Annotated in this window: 8 protein-coding genes and 3 pseudogenes; 5 read left to right on the forward strand and 6 right to left on the reverse strand. The window is 40.2% G+C overall.

Annotated elements, in window-relative coordinates:
• Positions 1-69: 69 nt before the first annotated feature.
• Positions 70-198, forward strand: a complete 129-nt coding sequence (locus QUB26_RS29140) for a hypothetical protein (protein ID WP_333320795.1) — start codon at positions 70-72, stop codon at positions 196-198.
• A gap of 135 nt (positions 199-333) precedes the next feature.
• On the opposite strand, the gene QUB26_RS29145 is transcribed toward QUB26_RS29140, so the two are convergent.
• Together QUB26_RS29145 and QUB26_RS29150 are read right to left on the reverse strand one after the other, a co-directional pair.
• A complete protein-coding gene (locus tag QUB26_RS29145; protein ID WP_333320797.1) occupies positions 334-1,545 on the reverse strand; it encodes a sulfotransferase domain-containing protein in 1,212 nt (403 codons plus the stop codon).
• A 31-nt stretch (positions 1,546-1,576) separates the two neighbouring features.
• Positions 1,577-5,467, reverse strand: coding sequence for a tetratricopeptide repeat protein (locus tag QUB26_RS29150; protein WP_333320799.1), 3,891 nt, complete (start codon positions 5,465-5,467; stop codon positions 1,577-1,579).
• Between the two features lie 997 nt (positions 5,468-6,464).
• Here QUB26_RS29150 and QUB26_RS29155 point away from each other — a divergent pair.
• Positions 6,465-8,318, forward strand: coding sequence for an FAD-dependent oxidoreductase (locus QUB26_RS29155; RefSeq protein WP_333320801.1), 1,854 nt, complete (start codon positions 6,465-6,467; stop codon positions 8,316-8,318).
• A gap of 158 nt (positions 8,319-8,476) precedes the next feature.
• Entirely contained in the window at positions 8,477-9,754 is a 1,278-nt protein-coding gene (locus QUB26_RS29160) for an FAD-dependent oxidoreductase (protein ID WP_333320803.1), read from the forward strand.
• Between the two features lie 350 nt (positions 9,755-10,104).
• Here the strand turns inward: QUB26_RS29160 and QUB26_RS29165 are convergent, their stop codons facing one another.
• The gene (locus tag QUB26_RS29165) at positions 10,105-10,305 is read right to left on the reverse strand and encodes a hypothetical protein (RefSeq protein WP_333320805.1); all 201 of its coding nucleotides are present in this window, start codon (positions 10,303-10,305) and stop codon (positions 10,105-10,107) included.
• Between the two features lie 182 nt (positions 10,306-10,487).
• Between QUB26_RS29165 and QUB26_RS29170 the strand changes: the two are divergent.
• Positions 10,488-11,326: pseudogene (locus tag QUB26_RS29170) on the forward strand (IS4 family transposase); the annotation flags it as partial.
• A 30-nt stretch (positions 11,327-11,356) separates the two neighbouring features.
• Here the strand turns inward: QUB26_RS29170 and QUB26_RS29175 are convergent.
• Positions 11,357-12,101: pseudogene (locus tag QUB26_RS29175) on the reverse strand (transposase); the annotation flags it as partial.
• 195 nt (positions 12,102-12,296) lie between these two features.
• Between QUB26_RS29175 and QUB26_RS29180 the strand changes: the two are divergent.
• Positions 12,297-13,312, forward strand: a protein-coding gene (locus QUB26_RS29180; RefSeq protein WP_333320809.1) for an ISKra4 family transposase whose coding sequence is annotated in 2 segments (ribosomal slippage) — positions 12,297-12,453 and positions 12,453-13,312 — 1,017 coding nt in all. Because the reading frame shifts where the segments join, the coding sequence is not laid out codon by codon here.
• A gap of 234 nt (positions 13,313-13,546) precedes the next feature.
• Here the strand turns inward: QUB26_RS29180 and QUB26_RS29185 are convergent.
• Both QUB26_RS29185 and QUB26_RS29190 read right to left on the reverse strand, forming a co-directional pair.
• Positions 13,547-14,284: pseudogene (locus QUB26_RS29185) on the reverse strand (transposase); the annotation flags it as partial.
• A gap of 405 nt (positions 14,285-14,689) precedes the next feature.
• On the reverse strand, positions 14,690-15,685 hold the full coding sequence (locus QUB26_RS29190; RefSeq protein WP_333320807.1) for a tyrosinase family protein: 996 nt from the start codon (positions 15,683-15,685) through the stop codon (positions 14,690-14,692).
• Between the last annotated feature and the right edge of the window lie 105 nt (positions 15,686-15,790).

The raw sequence follows: 15,790 nt of genomic DNA on the forward strand, positions 1-15,790 counted from the left end.
ATGTCCGAAGCAATAGCTGGAGTCGCCCAGAAGCCTACATTATAGCTGTACTCAGCTTAATGTAGGAGTATGTCACTTTCTCAGTTTCTTCAGTTGGACACACAAGCGTGCGATCGCTCTCGTCATCCAGTACAAGCAAGCTCTGATGAAAAAGAAGCTGAAGGAGGCGACGGTCAATCGGAGGCAGGCTGCGATTAAGTCTGAGGCCTCAATATTAATTTATGGGACAGGGGTAAAGACAAGAGCAGCGCGTAGGTGTTGCCGACGATCGCTAACCCATCAGGGCGATCGCGATCGCAGGAGATATTGAGCCAACCCTTGCTCCAAATATAATCACTCCCAGTTAAACTCCATACCTAAATATTCCTCTAGTTCCTGATTATAAGGGTGGAAGAACTCCACTAATTGTTGACGTAATTTATCAGAGATGAGAGAATACGAACCTGGATTGTAATTACGATACTCAGTCAGTTGATAGTCTGGCAAGTTCAAAAAACGATGAACTTGCTTCATTGTGGCTGAGGGGTTGCTATAAAAATCTTCACTTTTGAGAATTAAAAGCTGTTCCTTTGGAAAAACATTCATCCATCTTTTCATAAAATAAATATACACGCTCGGTATTGTATGGATTAATGAAATTTCTTCGAGCAAAGAGTCTGTGCTGAATTTCTTGTTCAGGACGCTTAGCAAATCGAATTCTGGTCTTTTATTGAGAGTCTCAATACTAAAATTAAAAGTTTTTTCTAAAGATTTTTGTCCAATCCCTAAACGATTGAAAAGGTAAAAGGATGAAATTGCTCTGTCAACGGGATTCCTGAATAAAAAAATCAACTTTATATTGGGAAATAACTGAAAGATTTGTTGAGGATTCGCCCAAAAGAAATATGAGGGAGTTGCTTCACCAGTTAAATAATTATTATTTACAATCGCCGGAAAATGGGCATAATAATAATCCATTCCTCGATAAAAAAAGTGAGAAAAAAAGTTAATTTCTTTTTCAACAGCAGTCAGAACTTGAGGATGAGAGGTTAAATAACCGTAAATCGAAGTTGTTCCACACTTGGGTAAACCACAAATGATAAAGTCTGGCTTTCGTGATGTTTGAGGATTCCAATGCTGTTTAGCTAGTTCTGGATGAGATGCCAATATCTGTTGATAACTAAACGTTTGGTAACAAGCAATTGCTTCTTTTACTTTTCCTTGTTGACTCAGTAAAATACCCAATAAATATTTAGCAAATAAATATTGGGGCTGAATTTTAATTGTTTGTTTGAGTAAATCAATGCCGAGTTGCAGATCCTCTGGGTCGATTGATTGGTTAAACATATTTGAAAAAAATAGAACTATTTTTAAATCATGGTAATATGAATTACAATTGGGATTAGATTGAATGGCTTTTAAATAATAATCAAAGGCGCGGTTAAACTCGGCTAAATACTGATAGTATTTGCCAATTTTGTAGAAAGCTGTAGGATTGTCAGGCTTGATCAGTAGAGCCTTTTGGTAGTGCGCGATTAAATTTTTTGTTTGGTTTTCTAGCAACATTAGGGAACCTTTCTTCTTAACGCCTGTCGATTCATACAATTCTCGGTTGAAGCTGTAAAGCGCGACGGTAACAGGTACTTGCTTCGTGGATTTGACCTAGTTCTGCTAAAGCATCCCCTAAGTGTTGGTGCGACCAAGAGTAATCTGGGTTTAGTTCGATCGCCCGTCGGTAAGCAGCGATCGCCTCATCCCATTTCTTTACTTTCTCTAAAGCCTTCCCTAACTCCAAGTGTATTTCAAAGTTATCTGGCTGAAATTGGAGTGCGGTTTGGTAAGAGGCGATCGCATCATCAAAGCGATTTTGTCGAACTAAAGCATTACCTAGCTGTAAAAGGATTTGAGCATCATCTGGCTTAATTGTCAATGCCTGATGGTAAAGTTGGATATCGTCAACGGGGTTGGATGCGATGCGAGAGCGATAATAGCTCATTAATCCCTCTACTCCCTGAGTTTGTTGGAGATAGGATTTGAGCTGTGCCAACTCGGTTTGAGAGGTGTGTAATTCAGACTGGGATTGTGTCAGTTCTTGCTCAGTCTGTTGCAGTTGAGCTTGAAACTGTTCTGACTTGTCTTGAGTTTGTTGTAAGTCAGTTTTGACTTGTGCCAATTCAGCTTGAGAGATGGATAATTGAGACTGAGATTGTGTCAATTCTTGCTCGGTATGTTGCAGTTGAGTTTGCAATTGTTGCAGCTCTGTTTTACTTTGTTGTATATTTCCTGCCATATCTAACAAGCGGTATCTAGCTAAAGCTTCTACGCAAAGTGCAGTGGTTAATTCTGCCGATCCAAATGTTGCTGTATCTACTTGACCGCCATACATGGGTATTCTCTGCCACGAACCATCTAGCTGCTGAGTTTTGAGTAAGAAGTCAATTGCTTTGTCTAAGCTTGGGATTGTTGGGTAATTAAAATTGAGCAGCGTACATACTGCCAAAGCTGTTAACAGTTCATCACCAAAAGAGCCATCAGCTTTCTGTAAATTCAACACTCTATTGACGACAGGAATCTTTACCAAACCAAGTGAGTTTACACCAGTAAAATACGCCCTCGACAGCATATAAAAAAAACTCAGCTTGTGATTGTAGAATGACGTGCTAGGGTCTTCTGTTCCTTTAAGAACAATATCAATCAAATACTGTATTACTTTTCGGGTTTGTTGAGTTTCTCCTAGGTAGAGCAAAACATTAGCGTTGACTACAGAACAAACGTCATCTTTATTCGTCAGCTTCCAAAGCTCGTTTGAGTAAGAAAAAGCTTTTCCTCTAGTGAGCAACCATAAGCTCAATTTTTTAAGAGAGTTGGGAAACAGCCAAGTATAAAACAATCCCTGCTGATTTTTATTTGAAAGAATAATTCCAATATTTTTCGGCAAGGCTACGTTATTCATTCTCAAAACATAAGATATGCAGCAGATATCATCCAAATCGGGAGGAATCATGCTGTGTTTTTCATTTTTTGAAGACCAGTACCTCCACAAACCACCTAATTCCATTTCTTGCAGTAGGAAACTTACTCCCCTTTTGATAATTAGCTGCACCTTATTTTCATGGCTCAAGAAGCTGAGAGAGTATAAAACCAGTGAGGTAACAAAAGGAGAGCTATCAAAAACTAATTTTTCTATAATTTGATGGTTAGGGGTTTCGTGCCTTTGGTCAAATTGTGTTTGAAACTCTCCATCATCGAGTTGGTTTTGTTCCAGAAAATCTATAGCTTTTGCTGTAGTATGTTCTAATTCAGTAGAGGGTGACTCAATAAATGTTGTATGGAGGTTTTCAAAATGAGATTTCGGCAAACTACCTATTTCCTTATCAGAATCATTGTGTGCTAACTTTACTAGACTTGTAATTCTTTTCAATCCAGAAAGCAGAAGTGGATTAATTTCAGCTCCTCTTTGGGCGATCGCTGGGTAAAACAGTCCTATATGAATGACTAGCAGGCTGAGAAATACTGGTTCTCGGATAGCGAGTAGAATGAGCAAAGCTAAAGGCAACCACACTTCGTAGAAATCGTGTGGCAAAATATAGGTTTTCTGAGCAGGAGCGGGATCTAAAGCAGTAACAGCAGACTGAGTGCTGATAATTCTTAGCAGAATGTAGAGGGCGCAGAAAATGAGGAACGAGGGCGCGAACTGGGAGATAACGAGTATCAGTAGAGTGAGTAGTAAAAGCTCAAGAGGAAAGCTAACATAGGTTATCCAAAACCTTGCTGACTCTACGCCAATTCGGGTTATTAAAGTGGTTACACCTGCGCTTAAATCGCTGTCTCGATCCCAAATTTGATGGAGTAAGATGCCTCTAATTCCTGCGAGAAATGCCCAAGCAGTAGCGGCAGTCGCTAAAACGACGCTCTCTGGCTGGAGAGTATCAGCTAAGTGAGAAAATACTGTAGCGACGAGCAATGTCGGCACGGCATGAACTTGTGCGGCATCTGTGATTACGCCCCAAATGTCCCTTTCTTTCAGTCGCAAAGGAGGAGCCGAGTAGATAGTCAGTAGGATGTAGATGGCGGCGAGTAAGATTGCCGATTGAGTACCCAAGCCGATGAATAGCCAGGGGACTAAGCCCAAACCTGCCAGGGTTACGCAGAGTAAGAGGCGCTGTGGGTTTAAAAGGGAAGCTATTCTGTTATGTTTGCCTGCTTGCAAGTCTACTTCGACATCAAAAATGTCATTGATGACGTGACCATAGGCGGCGACGAAGAACATGGAAGTTAAGAGTGTCAGTAGCGTAGCAATTGATTGCTGGGGTGGCGTAGCTTGTAACAGGATTTCGGCATAGGCTATGGCCAGTAGAGGTGGAATCTTGTAGAACCACCAGTCGCTACCTCTAAGTAAGTTGAAAAATGATAATAACTTTTCTCTGATTCCAGTACCTTTATCTACCTTTGGCTGCGGTTGGCTCATAAATTTCACCAGTTGTTCTGGTGTTAGCGGGTTCACTTCATAATCAAAAGTACCTAAACTTTTAACCCCTTCAGGTTTCTGTCCTGCGATGTATCTATCATAGAACTCGTCCTCATCTTCAAACAGTTCTATATTGACTGAGACGAGGGAGCGAGAGCCTCCTTTTCCAACGTGAGATTTTTTTTTCATCTTCTCAATAAACTCTTCTTCTGTGAGAAGTCTATTTCTATTTTCAATAAATCCTAAACTTTTCAAATTAGATGGTCTTTTAAAAAAGTTTTGAAAAACGAAAAAGTCTGGTTCTGTCTGAAATATTTCAAATCCTTTTCCTGGTTCATTTACATCAAAATAGTAAAAAACAGGCTCTATTTCGTTAGGGACTAATATAGCTTGCATTACATATCTTGGCTGAGTTGAGTGATTGTCATCTGAAAAATGCAATAGACTATGGTCAAAAACTAGGCATTGTCCTGCGTTTAAATAGATAGGCTTTCCATATTTTTCAACAATTGCATCTTGAAAAGATTTACAGTAAAAGTCAACTGTGCTAGTCGCAATGTCAGGAACAATTTTATGACTGCCTTCCACGACTTGTATCGTTCCATTTTCTTCGTTGGTATCTACCAAAGGACACCAAAGAGTCAATGAAGTATAATTTTTTCTATCGAGAACAAACGTCCAATCTTGATGAACAATGAATTTCCCTTTACCGGGAGGCTTAATAATAAAATTAGTGGTAAGGATTTTGTAATTGTAAAATATATTTTTAAGGTGCGGTTCTAAAATACTCAAGATTAAGTGTTTGGCTTTAATTTTGTATTCTATATTACCGTCGAAATCTGTTAAGTGATAACTAGGTAGTTCCGAGGAGCTTTTAGGATTAAAGTTATCCTGTGGTTTCATGAATTGTAATTTTGATAAAACCAAGTTAACTTCCTGGCTAGACAACATTGGCATTGTTGAATAGCCTTTATTTTCAAAGTCTCGTTGGTTCTCGGCTTTAAGAAATACATTACGCATAGCGATACCGATTTTAAATTAAATGGTGGGTAAATTTTAAATGGACACGCGGACGCAGACATTTTAGCTTAAAATCCAATGTATTCTAGCATACTGCCCCAATAGATGCTTTAAAGAGCCTCGTTTTGACCTTTGCTGAACGAAGCTCTCAGCTTTCATCGGTTATTAACACAAGGTTATTAACGCAAATTTATTCGTTTGGGATGAATTATTTAAGATTCTTTACTTAACATAAGTATACATCCCTTGACTCCCCTCCAAGGAGAATGTTAGCTTTACAGCGTACATTACCTGCTCGTCATTCAACTTTCAGTCCGCACTCCATACTCAAAAGCTATTTCACATCAGGATTGACAGTTATCGAGGAGGTCAAAAGTATATAAACCAGGCACGGTCGGGTTTATAGTCTATTGTTACCCTTGTGGCTATTGTCAAGTGCATTCTATAAGGGAGTAGTTCACCAATCGGTTCGCAAACAAGCTGATTTTACGTAGTTTTACTGAAAACCAGCACGGTACTAAAAACTAATAGTGATTTTGGAGCGACTAAGCAAACAGCTGATTTTACGTAATTTTACCGAAGACCAGCACGGCATTGAAGACTATATTGATTTTAGAGCGACTAAACAAACTACTGTGAAGGTTTGTTGATTGGCTTCAAAGATAGCACTCTACAGAAAAAGCGTAAACGTTTGCGCGGCTTACGTCAGGCATTGCTCCGAATCAGAAATTTCACAATATGCTCAAATTGTCTATCTAATAGATGAGCTTATTGTTTGATAGGCGATCGCTCCCATTAGTTGACGTGCGGTTGAAATTGGAGAAAATTGTGCAGTTAATTTTCCCACTAATCAACGATCCAATTTCGTAGGGCAGGCATCTTGTCTGCCTTCAAGAGAAATTTATGTGGAATACTCCTAACTCCAAAAATTCAGAAATTGACATGTGAAATCGTTTATAGGACATAGAAACAATACAAAAAGTGGAAAATCGAACCCATGAGTCAACCTCAACTGCCAATTAACATACCGTCCCGTCAGGATTTTGAAAATGATCTCAAAGTAGATGTTGCAATCATTGGTGCAGGAGTTTCTGGGCTGTACACAGGCTACCGTTTGCTTACCCCAGGATCTCAACCCCCTCAGACTGTTCATATTTTTGAACTCAGCGATCGCATCGGTGGTCGTCTGGAGTCAGTAAATCTCCCTGGAATGGGAAATGTTGCTGGCGAACTGGGAGGTATGCGGTACATGACATCTCAGAAAATCGTTACTACTCTTATTGAAGAGGTCTTTCAGAAGGAACTAACCTCTACAGGTTTTCCTATGGGAAAACCCGAACATCTTCTGATGTATCTGCGTAAGCAAAGATTCTATGCTAATGACTGGGAAGACACTCAAAACCAAGGGGAAAAGTTGACAACTCGTTATTTTCTCAACGATGAAGATATAGGCTACAGTGCTGACCAACTTTTTAACAAGATTGTTTATGATGTTCTCGTAAACGATCCTTGCGTGATTGAGAAGTATAGGGACAAGGTATGCAATCACCACGAGTATAAATATGAATTCAAGTTGACCAGCGAAGACTGGGATGATATCAAACCACGGTTAAAATATTGCTTTGAAGGTAGTCCCTACAATGGGATGCTCGTTAACGATATTGGCTTTTGGAACCTAATTAAAGATCGTGTCAGTCAAGAAGGCTACCAATTCCTTTCAGATGCTGGTGGGTATTATTCCAATACTATTAACTGGAATGCAGCTGAAGCCTTTCCGTACATGGTTGGGGATTTTTCTGACCAACAAGTAACATACAAAACTATTGAAGGGGGATTTGACCGGATTGCCCGTGCTTTAGCTAAGGCTTATACAGATAGATATGGTTCAACCATTTGGTTAAAAAACGCCTTAGTTAGTTTTGATCGCGTTACATCGGGAGATGCTCGCTATAGTCTAACTATGTACAACATAGACTCAGGTACAGAGTGGAAAGTCTTCGCTAATACAATTGTTCTTGCTATTCCCCGTCGCTCTCTAGAACTCCTCGATCAGTACAATTTTTTCTTCGATCCTGAGAAGAATCAAAAGCTCCAAAAAAATATTCACTCGGTGCTCGTTCAGCCTTCCTATAAATTGCTTATGGCTTTTGAAGACCCCTGGTGGCAGAAAGATTTCTCCATCGATAGCGGTCATTCCATTACCGATCTGCCAATGCGACAATGCTATTACTTTGGTGTCAATCCAGAGAATAATCATTCCCTCTTTTTGGCCAGCTACAACGATATGGAAACTGTGCCGTTTTGGGAGGTATTGGAAGAGGAAGAAATTCAGTTTGAGCCACTTAACTCTTTCGTATCAAAGCAAGGCAAGCCCTTAATTTTTCGTTTGCTGAAAGAAGATGAGATAGTGGAAAAACATCCACAGCTCAAAAGAAAGATGAACGACAGGTTCCAACCTAAAGAAACCAAGTCGGTTTCACGGGAAAAACTTAACAATTTTCTGGATGTCCAAGCTTCGCAAGTGATGGTTAATGAAGTAATGAATCAAATTAAAGAGCTTCACAGTCGCGATGACATTCCTAACCCATATATTTCCTACTACAAGGATTGGTCGGAAGATCCTTTTGGTGGTGGATATCATGCTTGGAAAACAAAAATCGATGTACAAGGGGTTATGGAATATATGCGACAACCTATGGAGGAAGACGCTATTCACATTTGTGGTGAAGCTTACTCCGATCAACAAGGATGGGTTGAAGGGGCGCTCTGTGTAGCTGAAAAGATGCTCCAAGACCACTTTTCTATGAAGCGTCCTGAGTGGTTGCCTTCAGATTACTACTTGGGCTGGTAAAACCCCCTAGTCTGTCCTAAGTATATTTGGGGCAATACCCTCATCTGAAGCCTTGTTATTCAGTTTCTTTTCTTAACACTTCTACTAATAACAAGGCTTATAAGATATAAGCTTATACCTTTCGAGCCTAATTTTTGTCAATAGCAAAAAAGAGAAAAATGACACAAAACTATGACGTAATTGTGATAGGAGGCGGCCCGATGGGGCTTTGTTCAGCCTACAATTGTGCCAAGGCTGGGAAGCGGGTGCTGTTACTAGAACGCTTTAACTTATTCAATCAGTCTGGAAGTTCTAACGACCTTGTTCGTATGTTCCGTACAATGTACACGGAAGACTACATGGCAGATTTAGCCTACCAGACAATTAACTTGTGGAAGGAACTAGAATCAGACGCTGCTGAACAGTTAATTCTAATGACGGGACTACTCAACTTTGGAGATCCTGACTACCAGATGGGGCCAGAAGGAAATCTGACTGACCCTATCAAGAACTTAAAGCGGCTAGGAATGCCCTACCGCGAATTGACAGCTCAAAAAATAATGGAAGAGTATCCTTTTCGGAACCTTCCAAGCAACTTCATAGGACTCTTTGCTCCTGACAATGGATGTATTAATGTTCCATTAGTATTGCGTTCGCTCTACCGTTTAGCTCTAGTCTATGGCGCAAAAATTGTTAGCCATACTTCTGTAAAAGAACTGGCTGTGCAAGAAGAAAGCGTAACAGTTGTAGCAACTCTTAATTCTAATTTAGAAATTGAAAAATTTCATGCCAAAAAGTGCATTATTACCGCTGGTGCATATACGAATGATATTCTTGAATCAGTGGGATTGTCGATTGAGTTAAAGATTTGGGAGATGGTTTACGAATACTATGCAACTAACCCTAGTCCTAATGGTACATTGTTTCCTAGTATGTGGTTTCAATTTAAAGAAGATACAGGTAAGGACCCTCCTAAATCAAACCTATTTTACGGATTTCCTTCAGTTCCATGGGCACCGCCAAACCTTTGCCGCATTGCTGTAGATAATGCAGTAAATATAATAGCAAATCCTAAAGATAGACGAATTGTTCCTTCTGAAAACGATCTAACCATAACTGCTGAATTTGTTAAACACCACTGTATAGGTGTTGATGATAGACCAAATTACTGCGGTACCTGTCTGCAAACAAATACTGTTGATAACAATTTTGTCCTAGACTATCTTCCTGAGCAAGTGGGAACTGGACACAAGAATGTTGCTATCTTTACAGCAGGATGGGGATTTAAGTTTGTTCCATTGATCGGTCGTATTCTCAAGGAGCTTGTTATTGATGGGCATACTGAATATGACATTTCACACTTCAAAATTACACGTAAAGGTATCATCGGAGCGCCGTCTAAATATCAAACTGTTCTTCGTTCAGGTGGTTCAAGCCATCACCAAGATGTATATTAGTCCGATAATATGCGACAGCAAACTCTAGATTGTCAAAGCCCCAGCAGCTAGGTTGAGTGAGGCAGAGCTATCCCATAGGGAATCGCTCCTCTATTTTTCTTTGAATTGAGACAATGTAGAAGTTGTGGAGAGAATGTAGAAGTTGTGGAGAGAGCGATGCCGCTTTGCGGCAGCTACGCCATCGCTCTCCACCTGTCACGAAACATTGGTAACAAGTGAGAAAGGAGTAGATTCTGTCAATACCCCTTTGTGCATAAATATAATTGGATAATAATGATAATCAAACAAGGAGTAAGGGTGGGAGAGTCCGCCTGTGGCAGACTCTCCCACGCCTAGCGCGATTATCATTATTAATAAGTTGTTGGCTCGATTGGCGTAGCACTGCGATCGATAATAATGGCGGACGATCGATAATAATGGCGGGCGATCAATAACAGTGGCGGGCGCTCAATAACAGTGGCGGGCGATCGATAACAGTGGCGGGCGATCGATAATAATGGCGGGCGCTCAATAACAGTGGCGGGTGATCGATAATAATGGCGGGCGCTCAATAACAGTGGCGGGCGATCGATAATAGTTGCACCACAAGTGTACTTTCGAGCGTCGGGGCGAGGACGATCGATTGCAAGAGTTGGTACTATCGAAGGATATAATTGAGCAATTGTGTAGGTCAGTAAATATGGTTAAGAGTCAAAAAACCAACCGTGACCACGCCAAAAAAACCACAAGACCGATGGTGCAAGACGATGCGATTGCCTCGCAACTATCAGCACTATTAACACCAGCCATCACCTCACAAGAAAATTACTACCGTCAACTAGGTTTACGAGCCAGAATTCTTAACCTACCATTGATGGTAGCAGCAGTATTAACTTTGCTGTGGCGAGAGGTAGCCGGAGTAACAGAACTCACAAGAATGTTAGCAAGAGAAGGCTTTTTGTGGTGCCGACCCACGACAGTTACTCAACAAGCAATGTCTCAAAGGTTTTTAAGTTTTCCCGCCACATTATTTGAGGGAGTCTTCAAAAATTTGTTACGCCCGTTTAAGAACGGCTTGGTATCAGAGAAACCAACGGTCTCTACCAGAAAGCATTCAATTTGCCTTGACCAAATTTTCGAGAATTTGGATAGTGGATAGTTCAACGCTCGAAGCATTATTTTGCAAGCTCAAAAGCCTGGAAGATATACCAAAAGGGCAGTTGGCAGGGAAAATGGCAACAGTGATAGATTTAATGACCAGGCTAAGAGTTGATATTTGGTTTCTGGAAAACCCGAGAGCTTAGTCATGTTAAGCTTGAAGAAAACATCCTGCACTTAGTGCCAAATAAAACCTTACTCTTACTAGATAGAGGATTTTACCATTTTAGCTTTTGGCTCAAATTAATTGAACGAGATATCCACTTAATTACTCGTTTAAAAAAAGGAGCAGCCATTCAAGTAGAGCGAGTATTTACCAAAAGTTACGACCTGAGAGATAGTCTGGTACGCTTGGGTTCGGGAACTGCCAAGACTCCATTTATTACCTTACGTCTGATTGAAGTTCGTTCGGGTAAAACCTGGCATTCTTATTTAGGGCTTGCTGAAAAAGTAAGAAAACAGCATTTAGAAAGATGAATGAACTCGCGAGTCCCTTGATAATATAAGCTTTGTTTGCGATATTTTGTCCCAAGCATAATCTTTATTAATCATCACAGGTGGAAAACAGGAAAAAAAGTGTCTATTCTGAAATAGACATAAAAAAAGCCAAAAACCCTGCCGTAGCAGGGCCGAAAGATTCATCACCAAAAAAGTTATGGCGATGGTGGTTTGAGAAGTATTAGAAAGTTTAGCCATCACTCTACCGAGGCTGAATCTTCTTTTAGCTTCTCCAAATTTTCCCTCAATCGAGTTACGAATTCTCTCGTCTTAAGCGAGCTTGTTTCTTCGTTGACTTACTAATATTTGTCGAGGGCCTTCCTAAAGGGGGACCACTCATTCTAATTCCTCTTTTTTTGCACCAAGCTCGATTCTCGCGAGTTCGATAAATTCGATCTACATGAATTGATTCGGGATAGAATCCCGTGAACCGTTTAAATTCTTCTACTTGTTTTTTTAAGTCTACAGATTCGTTAAAATTATCCCAACTAATTCGGTCTAAAAACACGTATCCGTTACGACAACTGGCTGACAGCTTTGCCCCAAACTCAACGGATTTCCCGGCTTTCCCTCTGACGATGGGGCGGATGTGTGGTTGTGTTAAACTTACTATTCTGTCCTCAATACTATGTGTTTTATTTTCATACATCCATAACTGTTGACGGTAGACTTCTGTGACTACTAATAGCATTTTATAATAATATTTGGTCAGCCACGTTAGCTCACCCATGACCGGGAGCATCCCGATTTTGTAAATTTCCCAATAAATGATATAATTTTACATTTTTTCAACCAACGGCTTCCCCAAAAACTGCTATGGAAGCAACTACTAATTTTTTCTATGATTTAAGCGCTGTCTGAGCGCAAAAACCACGTACAATAAAGTAAATTGTTCTGGAGCCTTATGATGAAACCTGAAGAGCGCGAACGGTTAAAAGCCTGTCATGATGAAATCGCCCAAATTTTATACCGAAACAGCCCCCCGGAATCTTTAGAGGACTTAGAGAGCATTGAACAGCACCTTAGACAACAATGGTTAGAGGTCATGGGACCCGATATTGCTTTTTTTTTATCAAAGCAGCAACCGGGACAGAAAAAGGACGAGAAAGGACCATAAATAGCTGTATCGGCCCCCTAAAAATTACCGAAGACCAAGCGAAAAAATTAAAGGTTAAAAAATCGACAAGGCTCTCTCCATTATTGGAAAAAGGCTCTTTGAGAATGGCGGCGGTTTTGTCTTTTGAAAAAGCGGCAATTGAAGTGGGAGTTCAGACGGGTATTAAGATAGATCATTCAGCTTTACACAGGTTAGTAACCCAGAAAGAGTGGAGCGAACCAATCGCAGAATTATCAATAAAAGAAACTAGCGTTGATGGAGGTAAAGTTCGTGTTAGAGGTCAACAGGGAGAAGGGTCTCAATGGCTTGATTATAAAGCCGTCAGGCTTCATTCCAGTTTTTATGCTGCATATTTTCAAGAGAATGAAAGCTTAATTAATTTTGTAAATAATCAGCCTTTAAGTCCCCTCTTAACCTGTTTGGGAGATGGACATGATGGAATTTGGAATTTAATTAATAAATTTAATCCTCAAGGCAGACGGAGAGAAATCTTAGACTGGTTCCATCTAATGGAAAACTTGCACAAAGTAGGAGGGTCTAATAAACGACTGGAACAAGCTAGAAAATTGTTGTGGGAGGGTCAGGTAAATGAGACAATTAAGCTATTTGAATCCGCCGGTCGTCGCCAAGCTGCTAATTTTTGTAACTACCTAACTAAACATCGTCATCGAATCGTAAATTATCAACTTTTATCCGAGGAGAATATTTGTTCAATTGGGTCAGGAGCCGTTGAATCAACGGTCAAACAGATTGATAGGCGATTAAAAATTTCGGGGGCCGGGTGGTCGTTAAAAAATATTAGTTAAATGCTTAAGCTGAGGTGTACTTACTTAAATGAATTATTATAAATTCTCTAAAATTCTTTAGGTATTTTTGGTCAACTTGTTTAAGTTTATATATTTTGATAAGCGAATTTGATTAGAGTCTCGCTAATTTTTTACATCCTATAATATAGGGATCAGCTAAAATAAAAGGGGAACTGTATCATACTTTTCCCCTTTTACAAAATTGGGATGCTCCCCCCATGACCCCATGACCGCGATATGAGCTAAATTTCTTTTAATATATTGAAGTTGTTTCTTAATCGCTTTTCTTCGCTTTTTTTGTGATGGTCTTCGTTTCTTTGCTACTGTCAAGTATTCTTTTCTAGCTAGGTTTCGATAAGTTCTTGGTTTTTTTTTTAATGGTGACTGAATTTGAGTGTGCAAAGCATCTATGATTGTTTCGGTTTGTTCTCTGGCTTGATTCAATATTCCTAAGTCGTTAGGATATTTAATGTCGGCTGGCGCGCAGGTTGCGTCTAATATTAATTTTCCTTGATTTTTCGGCTCGCTGATGTCCGATGACTTTTTATCGACTACTTTGCCTGGTGCTTCGGTCTGCTCTTTGACCATTTTTTCATTGATTTTATTGACTAGGTTGACACCTATTCTCTGTCTAAAATGAACCAACATTGATGAGTCGAATGGTGCTTGACTGCTATAGCTGGTCATGCCTATAAAGTATTGTAAGTAGGGGTTTTCTCGGATTTGTTCTATTGTTTCGCGATCGCTGGTTCCTAACCTTTCTTTAATAATTAATGCTCCCAATGCCATCCGAAAAGATTTCGCTGGAGCTCCCATATCTACGGAAAAGTTTTGAGCATATTCTGCTTCAAATGCTGACCACGGAATTAGTTTCGCCATGATTACCCAACGATTATCTTCTAACAATTGCCCCTCAAAAGGCAAGTCAAAGTTGGATGGCGGGTTTGGGGTTGGGTCAACTTTTCGGTACATTACGAAAGTGATGTTGTACTAGGCTTTTGACAGATTTTAGCTCATAAGCTTGCACACGCGGAGCGTTCAAACCAGTCAAAGTCTTTCTCTGTAAAGGTTTTAGGCTTTTTCGGCAAGCCCTAATAAGCCCCACGACCAGCTAACAATTGTACAAACCCTCCATTACCAATGGCTGCAAATCCATTTACAAGATTATTTGGATTATTGCTTTGGCTATCTATACTGAACCTAATTTGCAGCATCTCTTCTTTTCTCCTGCGTAACGCACCACTGGTGAGCCGATTTTAGTGCGTTACGCAGGACAGAGAGTTGAATACTTTTTGATTAATGTTATTGCCTGTTAAAGCACCCTACTACTACAGCAACATTAATCGATGTTCACTACTTCTTCAACTGATCGATAGGTTAGTAGGCGTAAAGCGAAACCTGTTCAATTTTGACGGATTCCTCCTTTTTACCGTTTACCTTCCGAATTGAGACCGAGAGATTTTCATTATGCATTTTCTCACCCAGCTTCTCTAACTGAAGGAGCAATTCATCGGTAATGTCGAATTTGAAAGTCTTGGTAACGGGTTCAGTACTCGGAATCACAAAGAAAGAAATTGAGCCAGCAAAGTAGGTATCGATGTCACGCTTGGACTCTTCATCAGGCAGATTCAAAAACACATCATAACTGCTGTAAGGTCTGCCAGTATAAGTAACATCAACCTCTAATGTAAAACCCTTGGTAGCTGTAGGAATTGAGTTGCCAGATCTCAGCCGTCTCAGTTCTGTTATCATCTGAGGCTTCACGGGTAACTGTAAGTCGATGGGGCGATTGCTCCCAACAGCCTTGCCAACTTCTTGTGAAGCAAGTTGCGTGGGAGGTGCAGATGGTTGGCTAACCTCCGCCAGCAATCGTTTTGATGGGGGCTGAACCATAGGTGTGTCGTCATACTTGTATCCCAGGTTGTACACCTTGGCAATTACATCCTCTAAGGTGTAGTTAACTTCAGCCCAGCCAATTGCGCCATCAGATTCAATTTTAGGGTCGAAAAATGTGTATTTCCAGTCGTCTTGGCCATCTACGTCCAAGTCATTAGAGGTGATATATTGCTTGTGTAAACTTGTCCACTGATCCCATAGGCGATCGATATTGCCGTGGTGCATCCAAAAGATTGGGTCGAAACCAGCACTCTCAACATCAGTCATCAAGCCGTCACCCTTTTCGGGAGTTGCGGTAGTGTCTCCATTAAACACCCCATTAAATATTTTGTTGAATTTAGTTTGTGGATCAGGAGCGGGCCCACTTAAGCCAGTACCAATGTAATTATGCATTTTATTATGGGGTGCTGTCTCGATCTTACTACTGAAATCTATAAAAGAAGTGCTTCTCTTAATATCCTGTACTCCCTTATACAAAAACTTCTCTACAAATTCTTGTTCGATCTTTTGTATCCGCTCAATAAGTAGGGGTAGCAGAGAAAAAAAGTAAGCAGAGTAAAAAAAGTGTTATAAAATAGGACA

The organism is Microcoleus sp. B4-C1 (assembly GCF_036705285.1).
Lineage (GTDB): Bacteria > Cyanobacteriota > Cyanobacteriia > Cyanobacteriales > Microcoleaceae > Microcoleus.